General features: G+C 62.0%; 12 protein-coding genes and 2 tRNA genes. 8 read left to right on the top strand and 6 right to left on the bottom strand.

Annotation, left to right across the window (positions count from 1 at the left end):
- Window positions 1-32: 32 nt before the first annotated feature.
- The 4 genes from ACZ5G6_RS15220 to ACZ5G6_RS15205 all read right to left on the bottom strand — a co-directional run bounded on the left by ACZ5G6_RS15220 (window position 33) and on the right by ACZ5G6_RS15205 (window position 2749).
- A tRNA-Lys gene (locus tag ACZ5G6_RS15220) sits at window positions 33-105 on the bottom strand.
- A 194-nt stretch (window positions 106-299) separates the two neighbouring features.
- A tRNA-Lys gene (locus tag ACZ5G6_RS15215) sits at window positions 300-375 on the bottom strand.
- A 117-nt stretch (window positions 376-492) separates the two neighbouring features.
- Window positions 493-1623 carry a PQQ-dependent sugar dehydrogenase gene (locus ACZ5G6_RS15210; RefSeq protein WP_498691900.1) on the bottom strand — a complete coding sequence of 377 codons (1131 nt, stop codon included), beginning with the start codon at window positions 1621-1623 and terminating at the stop codon, window positions 493-495.
- Between the two features lie 142 nt (window positions 1624-1765).
- Entirely contained in the window at window positions 1766-2749 is a 984-nt protein-coding gene (locus ACZ5G6_RS15205) for a sunset domain-containing protein (protein ID WP_498686328.1), read from the bottom strand.
- 229 nt (window positions 2750-2978) lie between these two features.
- Here ACZ5G6_RS15205 and ilvD point away from each other — a divergent pair, with 229 nt between their 5' ends.
- From ilvD to metG, 8 genes are all read left to right on the top strand, one after another.
- The gene (gene ilvD / locus ACZ5G6_RS15200) at window positions 2979-4700 is read left to right on the top strand and encodes a dihydroxy-acid dehydratase (protein ID WP_223933344.1); all 1722 of its coding nucleotides are present in this window, start codon (window positions 2979-2981) and stop codon (window positions 4698-4700) included.
- Window positions 4701-5045: 345 nt separating this feature from the next.
- Complete coding sequence (locus ACZ5G6_RS15195; RefSeq protein WP_223933341.1) at window positions 5046-6950, top strand: acetolactate synthase large subunit; 1905 nt, start codon at window positions 5046-5048, stop codon at window positions 6948-6950.
- Between the two features lie 2 nt (window positions 6951-6952).
- Window positions 6953-7465, top strand: a complete 513-nt coding sequence (gene ilvN, locus ACZ5G6_RS15190) for an acetolactate synthase small subunit (RefSeq protein WP_216923893.1) — start codon at window positions 6953-6955, stop codon at window positions 7463-7465.
- A 101-nt stretch (window positions 7466-7566) separates the two neighbouring features.
- The gene (ilvC, locus tag ACZ5G6_RS15185) at window positions 7567-8592 is read left to right on the top strand and encodes a ketol-acid reductoisomerase (protein WP_498686324.1); all 1026 of its coding nucleotides are present in this window, start codon (window positions 7567-7569) and stop codon (window positions 8590-8592) included.
- A gap of 266 nt (window positions 8593-8858) precedes the next feature.
- Window positions 8859-10454 carry a phosphoglycerate dehydrogenase gene (serA, locus tag ACZ5G6_RS15180; RefSeq protein ID WP_223933339.1) on the top strand — a complete coding sequence of 532 codons (1596 nt, stop codon included), beginning with the start codon at window positions 8859-8861 and terminating at the stop codon, window positions 10452-10454.
- A 210-nt stretch (window positions 10455-10664) separates the two neighbouring features.
- Window positions 10665-13475 (top strand): FtsX-like permease family protein, encoded by a 2811-nt coding sequence (locus ACZ5G6_RS15175; protein WP_498686321.1) that lies wholly within the window; start codon window positions 10665-10667, stop codon window positions 13473-13475.
- Window positions 13472-14227 carry an ABC transporter ATP-binding protein gene (locus ACZ5G6_RS15170; RefSeq protein ID WP_498686319.1) on the top strand — a complete coding sequence of 252 codons (756 nt, stop codon included), beginning with the start codon at window positions 13472-13474 and terminating at the stop codon, window positions 14225-14227. Before ACZ5G6_RS15175 ends, ACZ5G6_RS15170 begins: the two co-directional genes overlap by 4 nt.
- Window positions 14228-14330: 103 nt before the next feature.
- Window positions 14331-15890 carry a methionine--tRNA ligase gene (metG, locus tag ACZ5G6_RS15165; RefSeq protein WP_223933333.1) on the top strand — a complete coding sequence of 520 codons (1560 nt, stop codon included), beginning with the start codon at window positions 14331-14333 and terminating at the stop codon, window positions 15888-15890.
- Between the two features lie 110 nt (window positions 15891-16000).
- Here the strand turns inward: metG and ACZ5G6_RS15160 are convergent, their stop codons facing one another.
- Window positions 16001-18466: an ABC transporter permease gene (locus ACZ5G6_RS15160; protein WP_498686316.1), complete on the bottom strand. Its 2466-nt coding sequence runs from the start codon at window positions 18464-18466 to the stop codon at window positions 16001-16003.
- A gap of 3 nt (window positions 18467-18469) precedes the next feature.
- Complete coding sequence (locus ACZ5G6_RS15155; protein ID WP_223933329.1) at window positions 18470-19264, bottom strand: ABC transporter ATP-binding protein; 795 nt, start codon at window positions 19262-19264, stop codon at window positions 18470-18472.
- Between the last annotated feature and the right edge of the window lie 64 nt (window positions 19265-19328).

Genomic DNA, 19328 nt, shown 5'->3' with positions numbered 1-19328 from the left:
TCGTCGCAACGATCCGGAGCCTTTCCTTTCTGTGCACCCCCCGGGACTCGAACCCGGAACCCATTGATTAAGAGTCAATTGCTCTGCCAGTTGAGCTAGAGGTGCAGCTATTGATTCGGTCAATCCAGGGAATCATATTCCCCATTGACGTCCGCAACGACAGATAACTCTACACCACTTTTTGCCGGTGACTAACCAGAATTATTCCAGCATGATGTATTGCACGAAGAGTGGTGTTCGAGCAGGACAAAGGCAACGAAAAAAGGCCTTGGAGTGAATATCACTCCAAGGCCTTTCCTTGGTGCACCCCCCGGGACTCGAACCCGGAACCCATTGATTAAGAGTCAATTGCTCTGCCAGTTGAGCTAGAGGTGCAGCTGTTGATTTCGACCAACCCGATGGCTTTGTTTCCCTCGGCGATCTCCGCAACGACAAGTAACTCTACACGACTTCAGCGGATGAGGGAAATCGGCGGCGCCGAGGCTTGTTGCTTCACGGGTGGGGCCGCAAAATCAGCGCAAAATCAGGGTTTCTGTTGTTGCTGAGGACCCACAACGTCCCATCAGGAGCCCTGGCGACGTCCCTCAGCCGGCCGTACTCGCCTGTGAAGTAAGCCACAGGTGTACCGGCTTTGTCGCCGTTGAGCGGCACGGCCCAAAGCCGTTGGCCACGAAGGGCTCCGGTGTAGGCCACGCCGTCGGCAATTTCCAATCCGCTGGGCGACGCGTCAGCGGTTGAAGGCCACACAACTTTGGCGTCAATGAGGCCGTTCCGGCCCGGGGCGCCTGTCACGGTGGGCCAACCGTAGTTACCGCCAGGGGTGATCAGGTTCAATTCGTCGTCCACGTCCGGACCAAACTCGCTGGCCCACAACCTCCCTTCACTGTCCCATGCCAAACCCTGAACGTTCCGGTGTCCATAGCTATAGACGGGGTTGTCGCCGAACGGGTTGCCCGGAGCGGGGCGTCCTTCGGGAGTTAGGCGGAGGATCTTCCCGCCCAAGGCGTTCGTATCCTGGGGTTGTTCCCGTCGCTGCGAATCGCCGGTGCCTACGTAAAGGAACCCGTCAGGGCCGAAGCGGATCCGCCCGCCGTTGTGGGTTGAAGCCTTCGATATTCCGGAAAAGACCACTTCAGGGCCGCCCAGGATCAACTTGCCTCCTGGCTCTTCCGACAAGCGCATTCTGGCGATCCGGTTGTCGGTGGCTGACGTGAAATAGGCGTAGAGCCAACGGTCGGTGGTGAACCCAGGAGACAGTGCAAGGCCCAGCAGCCCGCCTTCACCACCAGGTTCGACGCCGGCAACCTCGCCCATGGTTGTAGCCCGGCCATCACGAATGCTCTTGACCTGGGCCGAATCACGTTCGGATATCACCGCTGTGCCGTCCGGCAGGAAGACGACGGACCACGGCAGCTGTAGACCGACGTCGAGCTTTTGCTGTACGTCCAGTTTTCCTGGAACAGCTGGCGCCGACGCCGATCCGGTCCCAGTCCCCGGCGATACGGAGACGCTGGAACTGATGGGGCCATCAGGCGTGGCTGCCGGCCCGGGTGATGACGGACTACCCGTGCAAGCTGCCAGAAGAAATACCGGCAGTAGAAGCGCTACGGCACGAACCGGCATTACTGCACCACTGGCAGGTACCCGGCAGAAACCGGCAGCAAGCCGGCCGCCTGCCTCTCCTGGAAGCCTGTCCATATCGCGCTCTCCCGCGAACGATCCCCGAAACTGAATCAGTAATTGTCCGGTTTAGTGCCTGTCCGGTTTAGTGCCTGTTGCGCGGCGGGGGGCGGAATCCGGCCGCTTCCGCGTGTGCGGCCGATTCAAACCAGACATCGGCGCTGGCTTCGTCGTAGCCGGCGGTATCTTCATCGTGATAGGTCATGGTCGCGGCATCGGCCTTGACTGGATAGCCATCGGGGCCACTGCCGTCCGCTGCGGCTCCTGCGGAGCCAACCCCGTATGGATGCTCCGCGGCCAGATGGCCTGTTGGGGCGGTTGAATCGTCGTCGGCCATTTCAGAGGCCGCGGTCTCGGCACCAGCCAGCGTGGCCGAGTGCGGGTCTGTATATTCGTGATGGTGGATCGGGGTTCCGCCTGCATCGGTCCACGAGGATTCCCACTCTGCCTTGTCTGCGGCACTGTCTCGTGCCTCATCCATTTTTGACGTGTTATCGGCACGCGTTACGTCATCCGCTGTGACCCCGTCCGCGGGTTCGGCAACAGCGGGTTCGGCAACAGCGGGATCGGAAATGGCGGGCTCGGAAACAGTGGGCTCCGCCACCATGGGTGCGGACGGCGGCGTCCCGGCAGCCTCCCAGTCATCGACGTCCCCGGCTGTGACCTGTGCGTCCGAATCCACCACCGGTTCGTCGACTACGGGCTCCTCCACCTCAGGCGTTTCAATGACAGGTTCGTCCACGGGTGGTCCGGCGTGTGCTTCTGCTTCTACGCGTGATTCCATACTGGATTCGGTGGGGCCGCTGCCCTCGGCCGCTGCCTTCCCCATATTCGTGACGCCAGCCAAGCCTGCTACGCCTGCCACGGCCGTAGCTGTATCAGGCATGGGCATCGCGTCGCTGGGTTCCATGGCGGCGGGAGCGGTGGTGCCCGGCCGGCCCGGGGTCCCCGTGCTATGGGTATCGCCTAACGGTGCAGTTGGTGAATTTTTGGCGTTGTTGCGGCTCAGGAGCCACCAAACAATCGCGACGATCAGCACAATAACAATGACCCAAATCAACCAGTCCATGGTGAGGCCCTTCTGCTCACAGGGTGCAGTTAGTGGTATTTCCGACGTTACGTGGCTGCTAATGGGGTGTCCAGCGTTTAGGCGCGGTCCACCGCCGGTTGTGATGCAGTTGGTGTTCTCGTGGAAATGGCCGGTTTTCCGTCGGGGAAGAGGAAATATTCTTCTCTTGGTGCTTAACCCGGGCCGATTACGTCGTAGGCCGCTGCCGTGGACACATAGACTTTGGAACATGAGCGACGCCACCCAAATTGCGACAGATACCAAACCGGACATCAAGCCCCGCAGCAGGGTCGTAACCGACGGAATTCACGCCGCGCCCGCGCGTGGTATGTTCCGTGCCGTTGGGATGGGGGATGACGATTTCGCCAAACCGCAAATTGGTGTAGCCAGTTCCTGGAACGAAATTACGCCTTGCAACCTCTCCCTCAACCGTCTTGCCCAGGGTGCCAAGGAAGGCGTCCACGCAGGCGGTGGATTCCCCATGCAGTTCGGCACCATCTCCGTCTCGGATGGTATTTCCATGGGCCACGAGGGCATGCACTTCTCCTTGGTCTCACGTGAAGTCATTGCTGACTCCGTGGAGACCGTCATGCAGGCCGAGCGCATCGATGGTTCTGTCCTCCTGGCTGGTTGCGACAAATCCCTCCCCGGAATGCTGATGGCTGCCGCCCGGCTGGACCTCGCCAGCGTCTTCCTCTACGCGGGCTCGATCATGCCCGGCTGGGTCAAGCTTGAGGACGGCTCCGAGAAGGAAGTCACCCTGATCGATGCCTTCGAGGCTGTTGGTGCCTGCGCCGCAGGCAAGATGAGCCGCGAAGACCTTGACCGTATCGAAAAGGCAATTTGCCCGGGCGAAGGCGCTTGCGGCGGTATGTACACTGCGAACACCATGGCCTGCATTGGCGAGGCGCTGGGCATGTCCCTTCCGGGTTCAGCCGCCCCACCCTCGGCCGACCGCCGTCGTGATGAGTTTGCACGCAAGTCCGGCGAAGCGGTGGTGAACCTGCTCCGCCTGGGCATCACCGCCCGCGACATCATGACCAAGAAGGCTTTCGAGAATGCCATCGCCGTCACCATGGCCTTCGGTGGTTCCACCAACGCGGTGCTGCACCTGTTGGCTATTGCGCGCGAGGCCGAGGTGGAACTGACGCTGGACGATTTCAACCGTATCGGTGACAAGATCCCGCACCTTGGCGACCTCAAGCCGTTCGGCCGCTACGTCATGACTGACGTGGACAGGATCGGTGGCGTTCCGGTCATCATGAAGGCACTGCTCGACGCCGGTCTGCTGCACGGTGACTGCCTCACCGTCACCGGCAAGACGCTTGCGGAGAACCTCGCCTCAATCAACCCGCCGGACCTCGACGGCAAGATTCTCCGGGCACTGGACAACCCCATCCACAAGACTGGTGGCATCACCATCCTGCACGGCACCATGGCTCCGGAAGGGGCCGTGGTGAAGAGCGCCGGCTTCGACGCGGATGTCTTTGAGGGCACAGCCCGCGTCTTCGAGCGCGAGCAAGGGGCCCTGAATGCACTCGACAATGGCGAGATCCACAAGGGCGATGTCGTGGTCATCCGCTATGAAGGACCAAAGGGCGGTCCGGGCATGCGCGAAATGCTCGCGATTACCGGTGCCATCAAGGGCGCAGGCCTGGGCAAGGATGTGCTGCTTCTGACTGATGGGCGCTTCTCCGGCGGTACCACCGGTTTGTGCATCGGCCACGTTGCGCCTGAAGCGGTCGACGGCGGTCCCATCGCCTTCGTCCAGGACGGCGACCGCATTCGTGTGGACATCGCGGCACGTTCGTTCGACCTCCTGGTGGACGAATCTGAGCTTGAAGCCCGCAAGGTTGGCTGGGAGCCGCTGCCGGCAAAGTTCACCAAGGGGGTCCTGGCCAAGTACGCAAAGTTGGTCCACAGCGCCTCGACCGGCGCTTACTGCGGGTGATGCCTGCCTCGGACTCCGCCTGCCTTTGGGCAGGGGAGTCCGATGGGCGGACACCGCTGTCCATATGGTGAGATACGATAGTGGTCAATTGACACGTATCTCATTTAGAGGGAACACTGAACGCATGATCTCATTCGTTACCGTCGGCGTCGTCGTACTTACCAAGCGCGTGGCTTAGCCCGACTGGTAACGAACTGTCACGCGCAACCCCTCGAAAAGCCGGAAGGCTGAGGGGTTTTTTTATTACCCGCGGTCGCTCGGTGTGACCGCGTGCAATGCGCAAAGCAGTGAAGCAGTACCAAGAAGCAAGACCCATCAATTGAAGATCCACTAAGGAAGAGTCCGATGAGCAAAGGATCGCCGATCAGCCCCTCGCTGATGGCTGCAAAGTCCGCTGGAGCCCCAAAGGCTCCGGAAAAGGTCGACCGTACGGCTGAAGCCGTCGTCGTCGACACTGCTGCACCTCTCTCTCCTGTACTTGGGCCGAACAACGTTGTACCCCCAACGGTGATGACCGGCTCGCAAGCAATTGTCCGTTCGCTCGAAGAACTCGGCGTGGACGATATTTTCGGTTTGCCCGGTGGCGCGATCCTGCCCACCTACGACCCCTTGATGGCCTCCAGCATGAATCACATCCTGGTCCGTCACGAACAGGGAGCCGGCCACGCCGCGCAAGGCTACGCCATGGTTACCGGACGGGTTGGCGTTTGCATCGCCACCTCGGGACCCGGTGCCACCAACCTCGTTACCGCCATCATGGATGCCCACATGGACTCCGTGCCGATGGTGGCCATTACCGGCCAGGTCGCCAGTGGCGTCATTGGTACGGACGCATTCCAGGAAGCGGACATCGTGGGCATCACGATGCCCATCACCAAGCACTCCTTCCTGGTGACCGACCCCAATGACATCCCGCATGTCATGGCAGAAGCTTTCCATCTTGCTTCCACCGGCCGTCCAGGACCCGTCCTCGTGGACATTGCCAAGGATGCCCAGGTTGGCCAGATGACCTTCTCTTGGCCTCCGAAGGTTGACTTGCCGGGCTACCGTCCCGTGGTCCGTGGCCATAGCAAGCAAGTCCGCGAAGCCGCAAAGTTGATCGCTGCCTCCAGCAAGCCCGTTCTCTACGTGGGTGGCGGTGTGGTCAAGGGACACGCCTCTGCAGAACTCATGGAACTGGCGCTGGCAACCGGAGCGCCGGTAGTCACAACCCTGATGGCCCGCGGGGCCTTCCCTGACTCGCATCCACTCCATGTTGGAATGCCGGGCATGCACGGTTCAGTATCCGCAGTCACCGCCCTGCAGCAGGCAGACCTCCTCATCACCCTCGGTGCCCGGTTCGATGACCGCGTCACGGGTGTGTTGAAGACGTTCGCTCCTTTCGCCAAGGTGATCCACGCAGACATCGATCCCGCGGAAATCTCCAAGAACCGGACTGCCGATGTCCCCATTGTCGGTTCAGTGAAGGAGATCATTCCTGAACTGACCGAGGCCGTTAAGACGCAGTTCGAGCAAAGCGGCGCACCCGACCTTGACGCCTGGTGGGCGTTCCTGGGCAACCTGCGGGACACCTACCCCTTGGGCTGGACTGAGCCCGAGGACGGATTGTCGGCCCCGCAGCGCGTCATCAAGCGCATTGGCGAGCTCACGGGTCCGGAAGGTATCTACGTGGCCGGAGTGGGCCAGCACCAGATGTGGGCTGCGCAGTTCATCAAGTACGAGCGCCCCCACGCCTGGCTGAACTCCGGGGGAGCCGGAACCATGGGATACTCGGTTCCTGCAGCGATGGGTGCCAAGGTTGGCGAACCGGACCGCGTGGTCTGGGCCATTGACGGCGACGGCTGCTTCCAGATGACCAATCAGGAACTGGCAACGTGCGCCATCAACAACATCCCCATCAAGGTTGCCATCATCAACAACTCCTCGCTGGGCATGGTCCGCCAATGGCAGACACTGTTCTACGAAGGCCGCTACTCGAACACTGATCTGAACACTGGCCACGACACCGTCCGCATTCCGGACTTCGTGAAGCTGGCGGATGCCTACGGTTGTGCCGCATTGCGTTGCGAGCGGGACGAAGACATCGATGCCACCATCCAGAAGGCGCTTGAAATCAACGACCGCCCCGTGGTGATCGATTTCGTTGTCAGCCCCAACTCAATGGTGTGGCCGATGGTCCCCGCAGGTGTCAGCAATGACCAGATCCAGGTTGCCCGCAACATGACCCCGGAATGGGAAGAGGAGGACTAGGCATGAGCCGCCACACACTGTCCGTTCTGGTCGAAGACAAGCCCGGCGTGCTGACCCGCGTTGCCAGCCTCTTCGCCCGGCGCGCATTCAACATCAACTCCCTGGCTGTGGGGCCCACCGAGGTTCCCGGCATGTCCCGCATGACGGTTGTCGTCGATGCCGACGGCGACCTCATCGAGCAGGTCACCAAGCAGCTCAACAAGTTGATCAACGTGATCAAGATTGTTGAGCTGACTTCCGAATCTTCCGTACAACGCGACCACATCCTGGTCAAGGTACGTGCGGATGCCGCGACACGCCTGCAGGTAACCCAAGCTGCAGACCTGTTCCGTGCCGCCGTCGTCGACGTCTCTACAGACTCGTTGGTGATCGAGGCAACCGGTACCCCCGAGAAGCTTGCTGCACTGCTCTCAGTGCTCGAGCCGTTCGGCATCCGTGAAATCGTGCAGTCCGGCACCCTGGCCGTTGGACGGGGATCCCGCTCCATGAGTGACAGGGCGCTCCGCTCCGCGTAGGAAACAGGCATAGGCCTGCGTTAGCATGCCATGCCGAGCGTTGCGTCCAGTACCGCAGCACCACATCAATATCCAGAAACCACTCAAGAGGAGTTACGCAAGTGACTGAAATGTTCTACGACGACGACGCAGACCTGTCGATCATCCAGGGTCGCAAGGTTGCCATTGTCGGCTACGGTTCCCAGGGCCACGCCCACGCACTGAACCTGCGCGATTCCGGCGTCGAGGTTGTTATCGCGCTGAAGGAAGGGTCGAAGTCGACCGCCAAGGCAGAGGACGCCGGCTTCACGGTCAAGAACGTTGCCGACGCCGCCGAATGGGCCGACGTCATCATGATCCTGGCGCCGGACCAGCACCAGCGCTCCATCTACAACGACTCCATCAAGGACAAGCTGACCGAAGGTAAGGCCCTGGCTTTCGCCCACGGCTTCAACATCCGTTTCGGTTACATCGAGCCCCCTGCCGGCGTCGACGTCATCCTGATCGCTCCGAAGGCTCCGGGCCACACCGTGCGCCGCGAGTTCGAGGCCGGCCGAGGCATCCCGGACATCATCGCCGTTGAGCAGGACGCATCCGGTTCTGCTTGGGAGCTGGCGAAGTCCTACGCCAAGGCCATCGGTGGCACGCGTGCCGGTGTCATCAAGACCACTTTCACCGAAGAAACCGAAACGGATCTCTTCGGCGAGCAGTCCGTCCTCTGTGGCGGTGTTTCCCAGTTGGTGCAGTACGGCTTCGAAACCCTCACTGAAGCCGGCTACCAGCCGCAGATCGCCTACTTCGAGGTCCTTCACGAGCTCAAGCTCATCGTTGACCTCATGTGGGAGGGCGGCATCGCCAAGCAGCGCTGGAGCGTCTCCGATACCGCAGAGTACGGCGACTACGTTTCCGGCCCGCGCGTCATCACCCCCGACGTCAAGGAAAACATGAAGGCTGTCCTCGCGGACATCCAGAGCGGAGCCTTCGCGAAGCGCTTCATCGAGGACCAGGACAACGGCGCCGTCGAGTTCAAGGAACTGCGCGCCAAGGCAGAGCAGCACCCGATCGAAGAAGTTGGCCGCGAGCTGCGTTCCCTGTTCTCCTGGCAGCAGCAGGACCAGGACTACGTCGAAGGTTCCGCAGCCCGCTGACCCTTTTGCCAGTGCCCCAAGCACTGAAACCGACGCCCGTCCGGCGAACAAAGCCGGGCGGGCGCCGCTGTTTGCAGCCGCCCGTCCCCACGCGGCGTCCTGTGAATTTCTTCACAACTTCCCCAACCCGGCCGTAACATCGTTCACCGGCACCGGAATCCCTGTCCAGGTTCGATATTCTGGGCTGGTCCCGGCGTCGTGTCCGGGCCCCGCATCCGCTCCTTGTCCAGTCCTGTCCCAAGTTGTCCAAAGTAAGGTGCCACCCCGTGTCAGCCACCAAACCCGTCGTCCTCCTCGCTGAGGAACTTTCACCCGCCACCGTCGAGGCATTGGGCCCGGACTTTGAAATCCGCCAAACCGACGGCGCCGACCGTTCCCAGCTGCTGTCCGCCATCGCCGACGTCGACGCAATCCTGGTTCGTTCGGCTACCCAGGTTGATGCCGAAGCCATTGCCGCTGCGAAGAACCTCAAGGTCATCGCCCGTGCCGGCGTGGGACTGGACAACGTGGACATCAAGTCCGCAACGCAGGCCGGCGTCATGGTGGTCAACGCCCCAACGTCCAACATCGTTTCAGCGGCCGAGCTTACGGTGGGCCACATCCTGAGCCTCGCCCGCCACATTCCCCAGGCCAGCTCCGCGCTGAAGAACGGTGAGTGGAAGCGTTCCAAGTACACGGGCATCGAACTTTTCGAAAAGAAGATCGGCATCATCGGCCTGGGCCGTATCGGTGCCCTTGTGGCAGCCCGCCTGCAGGGCTTCGACACCGAGATCCTGGCCTACGACCCCTACATTACGGCCGCTCGTGCCGCGCAGCTCGGGGTCAAGCTCGTCACCCTTGATGAACTCCTGGAAAACGCTGACTTCATCACTATCCACATGCCAAAGACCCCCGAGACCGTGGGCATGCTTGGCGCCGACGCCTTCCGCAAGATGAAGGAAACGGCCTACGTCGTCAACGTGGCCCGCGGTGGCCTGGTGGACGAGGAAGCACTCTACATCGCCCTGAAGGAAGGCCAGATTGCCGGTGCCGGCGTGGACGTCTTCGTCAAGGAACCAAGCACGGACCTGCCTTTCTTCGAACTCGACAACGTCGTCGTGACGCCGCACCTCGGAGCATCCACTGACGAGGCCCAGGAAAAGGCCGGCGTCTCGGTGGCCAAGTCCGTTCGGCTTGCCCTGGCTGGCGAGCTCGTCCCGGATGCCGTGAACGTTGCAGGTGGCGTGATCGCCCCGGACATCCGCCCGGGTATTCCGCTGATCGAAAAGCTCGGCCGGATCTTCACGGCGCTGACCCATGCGTCGCTCACCCAGATCGACGTCGAGGTTGCCGGCGAGATTGCCGCACTGGACGTCAAGGTGCTTGAGCTCGCTGCTTTGAAGGGCGTCTTCGCTGATGTCGTCACGGAGCAGGTCTCCTACGTCAACGCCCCGGTCATCGCCGAGCAGCGTGGCATCAATACGCGCCTGATCACCACCCCGGACGCCGAGGACTACCGCAACGTCCTCACGATCCGTGGTGCGCTCAGTGACGGTTCCCAGATTTCCGTTGCGGGTACCCTGACAGGTCCCAAGCAAGTGGAGAAGCTTGTGGGCGTCAACGGTTATGACGTGGAAATCCCCATCAGCGAGCACTTGGTCGTCGTGGCGTACGCAGACCGTCCCGGTGTCATTGGCACCATCGGCCACATCCTGGGCATGAACAACATCAACATCGGTGGCATGCAGGTTGCGCGCCAGACCGAGGGTGGCCAGGTCCTGGCACTCCTGACCATCGACAGCTCCGTTCCGCAGCAGGTACTGGAAGCCATCAAGGCAGGAATTGGCGCCGATATGGTCCGCGAGGTTGACCTGGAGGACTAGGACTGACAACCATCAGCCAAGTTCGCGTGCTCGCGACACACCACTGACACGCAAGGGTGGCCGGTCTGCTTACAATGGCTGGGTCCGGGATTCGGACCCGGCAGCAGGCCGGCCACTACTTTTTGCACATAAAGCCCGGGATTCCTTTGTGTTTTTCGAGGATTCACGGACCATGTGTGCGCGCCCGCAATCAAGGTCTCAGGGAGCCCAATGAACGCCGTCCAAAGGTTCATCAGAAGCCGTGTGCTGCTGCTGACCGCGGCCATTTTGATCGTCGCTATGTGCTTGTCCGTCCTAGTCCAGAGCCAGTCACAGGCCGCTCTGAACAGGACTGTGGATGAGAACTCGCGGGGACTCTACGACATCCTGGTCCAGGCAAAGCCGGACCCCTCACAGGACGGAGACGGCGGTGCCCTCATCCAGCCGGAGATCGCCAATGGCCAAGGCGGGATCAGCTTTGAGCAGTTGGAGAAAATCCGGACGATGGGACAGACAGCCGTAGCTGCTCCCATCAGCCTGGTTTCGCGGGTATCGCAGAACCTCGAGGCTCCGCGCCTCAATGCCATGGACTATCTGGGCTACAACGCCGGCCTGGCCGGTGGAGTAACTGCCGGGGACCCCTCCGCCATGGACTCCAGCAAGTGGCCTGCCGCTGAATCGGTCTTGTCCGACAAGCCCAAGAAGTACCGGCTGACGGCCTCCGCCACAAGCTCAGACGGGGTCAACCAGCAAACGCTGTTCAAGACCAGCGCCGAAGGTACCCTCGGCAAGGGCCGCTTGATCCAGGAACAGGCTGCCGGGGGCACGAATGTCCGGATCGCAGGCCCGGACGGCGAGACCGGGATTAAGTTCCCCGCTCCCGCCCTTGGCTCGGAGCACAACCTCTTCAATCTTTCCGTTGCGCTGCCACTGGCGCCCGAGGTGACAGAGTCCGTCGTCGCCGTCGATCCTGCCTCCGAGCGTGCCCTCCTGGGCTCTGCAGGTGACTTCCTTGCACCCTTGCAGAAGGCTCCGCCAGCGGACGCCCGCAATGCGGGCGCTATTGGCCGGCATTTCGAAAGCCTTTTCACCAGCGGCCTCAGCATGGACCAGCTTGAAGAAGGCCCAGATTTCCTCGGCGTGAAGCTGAAGTACTGGGCTCCTTTGATGACGCAGTACCAGCAGGCAAAGCGTGACGGATTGCTGACCAATGATTCCCAGGCCATTCCGCTGATTGTTCGCTCGGGGACGTCCCTTGATTTGAAATACTCCGTCAAGATCGAGGAAATCGACAACAGCGGCAAAGTGGTCAATGAGGTGGGCACAGTAACGCGCTCCCTGGACAAGGACTACCTGCCTTTTGTTTCCAAGGCCCCCTTTGCCCTTGAATGGCCGGGTTCCACTGATCACAGCCAGCTCCTTGGCAGTACTGCCTCCTTCGGCCAAGGGCTTTACAACCCGGCCACCTGGAGTACCGCTTTTGCTGCCGCGCCCAAGTACAAGGAGGGCGGCGAGGCCTCCAACGGTGCTTCGGACAAGACGGCAACGCCGGGGGACTGGGTGACGGTCAACCGCCTTCCCGAAAAGTCGTCCTTCGGTGCAGCTGTGGACCAGACCCAGCGCAAGCCTGTGGATGAGCGCTCCTACCGGGAAGACCTGGAAACCGGAAAAAAGCCCGCTGCTCCCATGCCCATGGTCTACGGAACCTTTGATCCGGCGGACGTTCAGGCTGCGGCCGGCGACGTCAACAAGCTCCCACTCGGTGGCTATGACCCCGCTCCCTTGACCCTGAGCAAGGACGCAGAGGGCAAGGACGTCGATGGCACTGTGCTGAAGCCTTCACTCAGCGCAACAGGCCTGGTCAGCCAATCGGCCGGTGCCATCACCGATTACTACGGCCTGGCCGCAGCCCGCGGCTACGACACCAACGCCGACGTCATCGATGCCATCCGCGTCCGCGCAAACGCCACTGGAACGTGGAAGCAGGCCCAGCCGGACGTTGAAAAACTGGCCGCCCAGATCCGTGAACTCGGACTTGAAGCGACCGTCGTTGCAGGTTCCGCCCGTGAAGACGCCAATATCTTCGTCCCGGGCTACAGCAAGGACGACGCCGGCAAGGAATCTCCGCTGGGCACCGTCCAGCAGTCCTGGGTGCGGCAGGACGCCGCCGACGCCGTATCGGGTTCCCTGACGGGCACCAACATCACGTTGCTCTTCCTGACACTTCTTGGCGCTACTCTCCTGACGGGTGCTTCGACTGTCAGCTACATCCGCCAGCGCAGGAGCGAAGCCGGCATCCTGAGGGCCATGGGCTGGACACAGAAACGCATCAGGTCCTGGGTGCTCGAAGAGTTTGCCGTCGGCGCTGCTGCTTTGGCCGCGGCAGGAGTCATTTTGAGCCTGCTGAGTTGGAACCTCGCTACCGTGATCGTCTCGGTGACCATGCTCATCATCTACGTGGGCGCAGCTTTGCTGGCTGCCCAGCAACTACGTCACCGTGTGGTGGTGGACCAGGAACCGCAGCACGATGAACGCCTTGTAACTGTTGACTCGCCTTTGACGTTCGCCAACAGGCAGCTCACCACCAACCGGTTCAACTCCGTCTCCCTGGCCGTCGCGGTGGGTGTGTTCGGTGCCGCTGTGGGGGCCTTGATCGCACTGCTGATCGACATTCCCCGGGCGGCCGGAGCCAGTGCCTTGAGCGGTCTGGCAGCTGCGAGCATTGCGTTGCCAAGCGTCACCCTGGCGGTCTTCGGCGTGGTTGTGGGCCTACTGCTCACTCTTGTCACAGGGCGGTTCGAACTCCACGCGAAGCGCGAGTATCTGGGCACTTTGCGTGCCATGGGCTGGAACCCGGACATGCTTGGCCAGGTCCGCTTCTTTGAAAATGCACTTGTCGGCACTGTGGCGCTTCCCTTGGGCGTCCTTGGTGCCCTTGGACTGGGGCTCCTCCTTGCTCCGTACGCAGCACTCTGGGCCGGATTGGCCGGGCTGCTGGCCGTAATTTGCTGGATTCCGATTGCAACGAAAGTAGTCAAATGACTGACAACCTCAAACCCGAGCTGACGGCGACCCCGGAATCCACGGACGAGTCGCTGCAGACGCGCGCCAACACCATCGTGAAGTCATCCGACCACGCCACCCCGCTGGAACTCAGCCGTGTCACTATCCACTACGGCGGAGACAAGGGCGGCGCGGAGGAAGTCGACGTCGTGGATGACTTCAACCTCACACTGCACGCAGGCGAGATGCACTGCATCGCCGGCCGAAGCGGCTCAGGCAAGACCAGCATCCTGACCGTCAGCGCAGGACTTACCCTCCCGACGTCGGGCACCGTGTTCTGGGAAGGCCAATCCCTGGCGTCAATGGGCGACGACGAGATCGCTGACCGGCGCCGTGCCTTGATTGGCTACGTGGATCAGGGCGGCGCCTTGATCGACGGCATGAGCGCCCTCGAGAACGTGCTGCTCCCCGCCGTTCCGGATGGAGAAGTGGAGCAGCGCACGGAGATGGCCAAGGACCTCCTTGACCTGGTGGGTCTCGGACGCCGCATGCGGCACCGTCCCGCACAGCTTTCCGGCGGTGAGCGCCAGCGCGTAGCAATCGCACGGGCCCTGATCCTGGGGACCCGCGTGCTGGTGGTGGACGAACCCACTGCCAGCCTCGACCGTGCTGCGGCCAACCGCATCATCGGCATCCTGAAGGACACGACGAGCGATGGCATTGCTGTACTCGTAGCTTCGCACGACCATGAACTGGTGCGGCTCAGCGATACGCTCACCGAACTGAACTAGTCCACAAGACTGCTCCTTCGCCGGAATGTCCGGCACAGACCGGACCGGCCGTCATTTGCGGCCGGTTCAGTCATTCCATCCGAAAAAAAGGTAACTTCTTAGAGTGACGTCTGCAGAGAAATCCCCGTTCTACATCACCACCGCCATCAGCTACCCCAACGGCGTGCCCCACATCGGGCACGCCTATGAGGTCATCGCCACTGATGCCATGGCGCGTTTCAAGCGCCTCGACGGCCATGAGGTGTTCTTCATGACCGGAACGGACGAGCACGGGCTCAAGATGCAGCAGTCGGCCGAGAAGGAAGGCATTACCGCCAAGCAGCTCGCCGACCGCAACTCGGCGGCATTCAAGCAGATGAGCCAGGACCTGGGAATCTCCCATGACCGCTTCATCCGCACCACGGACCCGGACCACTACGCGGCGTCGCAGGCCATCTGGAAGAAGATGGAAGCCAATGGTGACATCTACCTGTCCAAGTACGAGGGCTGGTACTCGGTCCGCGACGAAGCGTACTACGTCGAAGACGACACCGTCGTCAAGGAAGACGGCCTCCGCTATTCCAAGGAGACGGACACCCTGGTGACCTGGACGGCAGAGGAAAGCTACTTCTTCCGCTTGTCCGCATATCAGGAGAAGCTCCTGGCGCTCTATGAGGCCCGGCCTGAGTTTGGTGCGCCTCAGTCCCGGTTTAACGAGGTCATCAGCTTCGTGAAGCGCGGCCTGGAGGATCTGTCCATCAGCCGCACCACGTTCGACTGGGGCGTCCCTGTCCCGGGCGATGAGAAGCACGTCATGTACGTCTGGGTGGATGCCTTGACGAATTACCTCACCGGTGCCGGATACCCGGATGTCGAGTCCGAGTCCTTCAAAAAATTCTGGCCGGCCGATGTCCACATCATCGGCAAGGACATTTCGCGCTTCCACGCGATCTACTGGCCCGCCTTCCTCATGAGCGCCGGCCTCGAGTTGCCCAAGCGCGTCATGATCCACGGCTTCCTGACCAACAATGGCGTGAAGATGTCCAAGTCCCTGGGCAATGTTGTCGCCCCACAGGACTTCGTAGCGCAGTACGGACTGGACCAGTGCCGGTTCTTCTTCCTCCGGGAAGTCCCGTTTGGCGCCGATGGCAGCTACAACCATGAGGCCATTGTGGGTCGCATGAATTCGGACCTGGCTAACAACTTCGGCAACCTGGCGCAGCGTTCGCTGTCCATGGTCGCGAAGAACTGTGACGGTAAGGTGCCCGTCCCCGGAGACTTCACGGCGGAGGACAACGCGCTGCTCGCCAAGGCCGGAGAACTGCTGGCTACGGCCCGGGGGGCTTTTGACAAGCAGGAGTTCAGCCGTGCCCTGGAAGCTATCTGGACAGTGCTGGGCGACACCAATGCCTACTTCGCTGACCAGGCGCCGTGGGTACTGCGGAAGACCGACGTCGAGCGTATGAATACGGTGCTGTACGTCACCCTGGAAGTTGTCCGTATTGTGTCGATCCTCGCCCAGCCGGTCATGCCTTCCTCGTCCGCCAAGCTCCTTGAGGTGCTCGGGCAGCCGGAAGGTGAGGCCAGGCAGTTCTCGGCCATCGCCACTCCGATCGTCCCGGGAACTGAACTTCCGGCCCCGGCGCCGATCTTCCCGCGCTACGAGGAACCTGCCGAAGCATAACGTTCTCTCACATAACAGCCATTAATCAGAAATGCTCTCTCACTTCCTCCCACTCGGGAGAGGGAAGTGAGAGAGCATTTCCCGTATGGCGTGATGATGTGAGAGAACGTCTAGGCGGTGGCCAGGCCCTCAACCGGAGAAAGGCGCGCCGCACGACGGGCCGGAATCACAGAGGCAAGCAGGCCCGCCACCACGGCAACACCGAAAACAGCCGCGATCTGCAGCCACGGAACTGCAGGAACAACATCAGCCACTCCGCCCAGGGTGGCCTGCGCACCGAGCCAGCCATAGACGATGCCCATGCCCGCACCAAGGACTGCGGCCACGCCGGCCACGAGCACCGCTTCGATGGCGAGCATGCCGCGGAGCTGGCCCTTCGTCAGGCCCAGTGCCCTCAGCAAGGAGTTTTCCCGCGTTCTCTCAAGTACGGAGAGGGACAGAGTGTTCGCCACACCGATCAGGGCAATCACCACGGCAACTCCCAGCAAGCCTGTGACCACCAGCAGGAGCACGTCGATGATGCTGTTGAACGTCACGCGCTCGATCGCTGCGCCGCTGACGGTGCGTTCATGCACGCCCAAAGCGGCTGCCATCTCCTTCTGGATTGCTTGGACGCGGTCACCGGAAACGGAATCGTCCAGTTTGACCCACACCATGGCGGGTGCGTCCTGCAGCGCTCCTGCTGGGATGCTTGAGCTTTCCACGAAGGCCGGAACGTGGCGGGTCCGCAGGACCTTCGCGTCGAGGAGTGCAGTACCAGTCGCCGTCCTGATGGTTGCGCGACCACCGGCGGAGTCTTCGGGCAGGTAGACCGTACCCGGGCTCGGCTTCAGGTTGTTGTCGCGCAGGATGGAAGCAGCATCGGCGGACGAGAGCGAGTAGACGGTGGTCCCGCCGTCGGGAGTGGACCCGGCGAGCGTGCCAACTGCCGGTAGCAGGACCGCATTGCTGACCCCGTCGAGTGTCTTGATACGCGAGATGGCTTCTGCTGGATTTGCTGGACCGTCTACCGCGGTCATCGCAGCGAGATCCACAGGGTAGTTCTCGGCCAACGTCGCATTGAACGCTTGCCGGGAAGTGGCGGCTCCGGTCATCATGAGCGAAACCAGCGTTACGCCGATCAACAAGGCAGCAGCGGTCGCCGAGGTACGTGCCGGGTTGCGCGTCGCGTTGACGGCGGCGAGCTTGCCGGGCACGCCTGCGGGTGCGGCCAGACGGCCGGCGAGGGCAACCACTGTGGGAATGAACAGGGTGGAGCAGAGCAGAATCCCGACGAAGGAAACCGCGCCACCGAGCAAAGCAACCAGCAGCGAGACGGTGGTGCTACCGAAAATCAACAGTGATACGCCGCCCACCAGGGCAACCAGGCCCGAGGCCAGCCGGACTTTGCCTCGCCGGTTGCCCACTGAGGCGTCGTCGGCGGGCCTCAGCGCAGCCAGCGGTGCGACCGCCGTAGCCGCCTTGGCGGGGACGAGGGCTGCGACGACGGTCAGCAGCGTGCCGGCAACGAGCCCGGCGATAATTGCCGACGGCGGTACCGCCAAGGTTGCGAACGCCTGGCCGGGCTGGGACTTGGCCCATGCGATCAGCCCGGTCATCAGGCCCGTAGCAGCCAGGACACCCAGAATCGATGAGGCGAAGCCAACCAGCAGGGCCTCCATTATGACGGAGCCGCGGATTTGCGAACGGCCTGCTCCCAAGCAACGCAGCAGCGCCAATTCGCGGGTCCGCTGTGCCACGAGCACGGAAAAGGTGTTGGCCACCACCAAAGTGGAGACGAGAATAGCGACGCCAGCGAAGGCGAGCAGGACAATGGTCAGTTGGTCTTGACCTGCACTGAGCATGGCGACCGTGGACGTGACCTTCTCCTGGGTCGTTTCCAGCACAGGTGCGTTGGCGCCCGCAGATTCCATCCGGTGTGAGATGTAATCCTTGGCTGCGCCAGTCTCTTCGCCGGGCTTGAGGGTGAACTGCATGCCTGTGTATCCGACGCCAGCGTCCTGGACTGCATTCAAGACTGACTCTGAAGCGACAAGCTGGGCCGCCGAGGAGGAGAAGGGATCATTCGTGGTCTGTATCAGGCCAGAAACTCTCACCTTGGCGTTCTTGACCGGGCCGCCACCGTGCAGGTCCAAGGTGCTGCCAACCGTGAGGCCAAGATGCTCTGCGGACTTGACGTCGATGACGGCTTCGAAGGGTTGCGACGGCATGGAACCGGAGGAAAGGACGGCGCCTTCCAAGGATGGAGGTGCTGCATTTCGCAGGCGCCCGTACTGCTCACCGCCGCCAGCCTCGAACGTCATATAGGACGAACGCTCGGCGTAACTGTCCTCCACGGCGGGGGAGGACGCGGCGGCGTCCACCGCGGCTTGAGTGAACGCTTCGCCGTTTCTGGGTGTGGCAACAAGATCCGCGTTGCGGTAACCCTCACCGATACTGGCACCCAGCGATGCATTGGTACTCGCGCCCACCATGAGGGTGGCGGAGAGGAACATGACGGAGAGCACCACGGCGAGCCCGATTGCAACAAATCGTCGGAAATGCGTCGTCAATTGAGATAGGGCAACACGCAGCATGCCCTATGCCCCCAGCTTGCCGAGAGCGGTCAACACGGATTCGGCCGTGGGATCGTGGATCTCGCCTACCAGCCCACCGTCACTCATCAGCACCACGCGGTCGGCATAGCTTGCGGCCACCGGGTCGTGCGTCACCATGATGATTGTCTGGCCCATCTCCTGGCTGCTCCGGCGTAGCAGCGCCAACACTTCGCCACCGGCTTTGGAGTCCAGGTTGCCGGTCGGCTCGTCGCCAAACACGACGTCGGGGCGCGTCAACAGCGCGCGGGCCACGGCGACGCGTTGTTGCTGGCCGCCGGACAACTCGTGTGGCCGGTGCTTCAGCCGGTCCTTCAGCCCGAGGGTGCTGACAACGGTATCCAGCCATCCGGCGTCGGCGGATGTTCCCGCCAAAGCGAGTGGCAGCGTGATGTTCTGCTCCGCTGTCAGGGTGGGCACCAGGTTGAAGGCTTGGAAGACGAAGCCGATCCGCTCTCGTCGAAGCGCAGTGAGCTGCCGGTCCTTGAGCCCGGTGATCTCGGTGCCGCCCAGGATGATCCGTCCGGAGTCCACCGTATCCAGGCCAGCAAGGCAATGCATGAGCGTGGACTTGCCCGATCCGGAAGGTCCCATGATGGCGGTGAATTTTCCGGCGTCGAAGCCCACCGAAACGTCCCTCAGGGCCAGGACACGCGTATCGGCGCGTCCGTAACTTTTTGTCAGCGCGAAGGCTTCGACCGCTGGATGAGGTCTGCCTCGGTCGGCTTCGCCGGGACGGCCATTACCGGAAGCGTGGGGGAGAGGCGTGAAAGTTGTCATGTTTTCACGCTATGTTCCCCGGATCCGCTCTTGGATCCGGCCAAGGGCCCATTGTGTGCCAGCC

It is taken from the genome of Arthrobacter sp. TmtSoilC51 (genome assembly GCF_055388015.1).
Note: the sequence above shows the minus strand (reverse complement) of the source record. Positions and strands in the feature narration are given on the sequence as shown.

Bases quoted from the DNA above. Each gene is read 5' to 3' on its own strand.
- ACZ5G6_RS15210 (WP_498691900.1), bottom strand. From the start codon at position 1,623: ATGCCGGTTCGTGCCGTAGCGCTTCTACTGCCGGTATTTCTTCTGGCA.
- ACZ5G6_RS15205 (WP_498686328.1), bottom strand. From the start codon at position 2,749: ATGGACTGGTTGATTTGGGTCATTGTTATTGTGCTGATCGTCGCGATT.
- ilvD (WP_223933344.1), top strand. From the start codon at position 2,979: ATGAGCGACGCCACCCAAATTGCGACAGATACCAAACCGGACATCAAG.
- ACZ5G6_RS15195 (WP_223933341.1), top strand. From the start codon at position 5,046: ATGAGCAAAGGATCGCCGATCAGCCCCTCGCTGATGGCTGCAAAGTCC.
- ilvN (WP_216923893.1), top strand. From the start codon at position 6,953: ATGAGCCGCCACACACTGTCCGTTCTGGTCGAAGACAAGCCCGGCGTG.
- ACZ5G6_RS15175 (WP_498686321.1), top strand. From the start codon at position 10,665: ATGAACGCCGTCCAAAGGTTCATCAGAAGCCGTGTGCTGCTGCTGACC.
- ACZ5G6_RS15170 (WP_498686319.1), top strand. From the start codon at position 13,472: ATGACTGACAACCTCAAACCCGAGCTGACGGCGACCCCGGAATCCACG.
- ACZ5G6_RS15160 (WP_498686316.1), bottom strand. From the start codon at position 18,466: ATGCTGCGTGTTGCCCTATCTCAATTGACGACGCATTTCCGACGATTT.
- ACZ5G6_RS15155 (WP_223933329.1), bottom strand. From the start codon at position 19,264: ATGACAACTTTCACGCCTCTCCCCCACGCTTCCGGTAATGGCCGTCCC.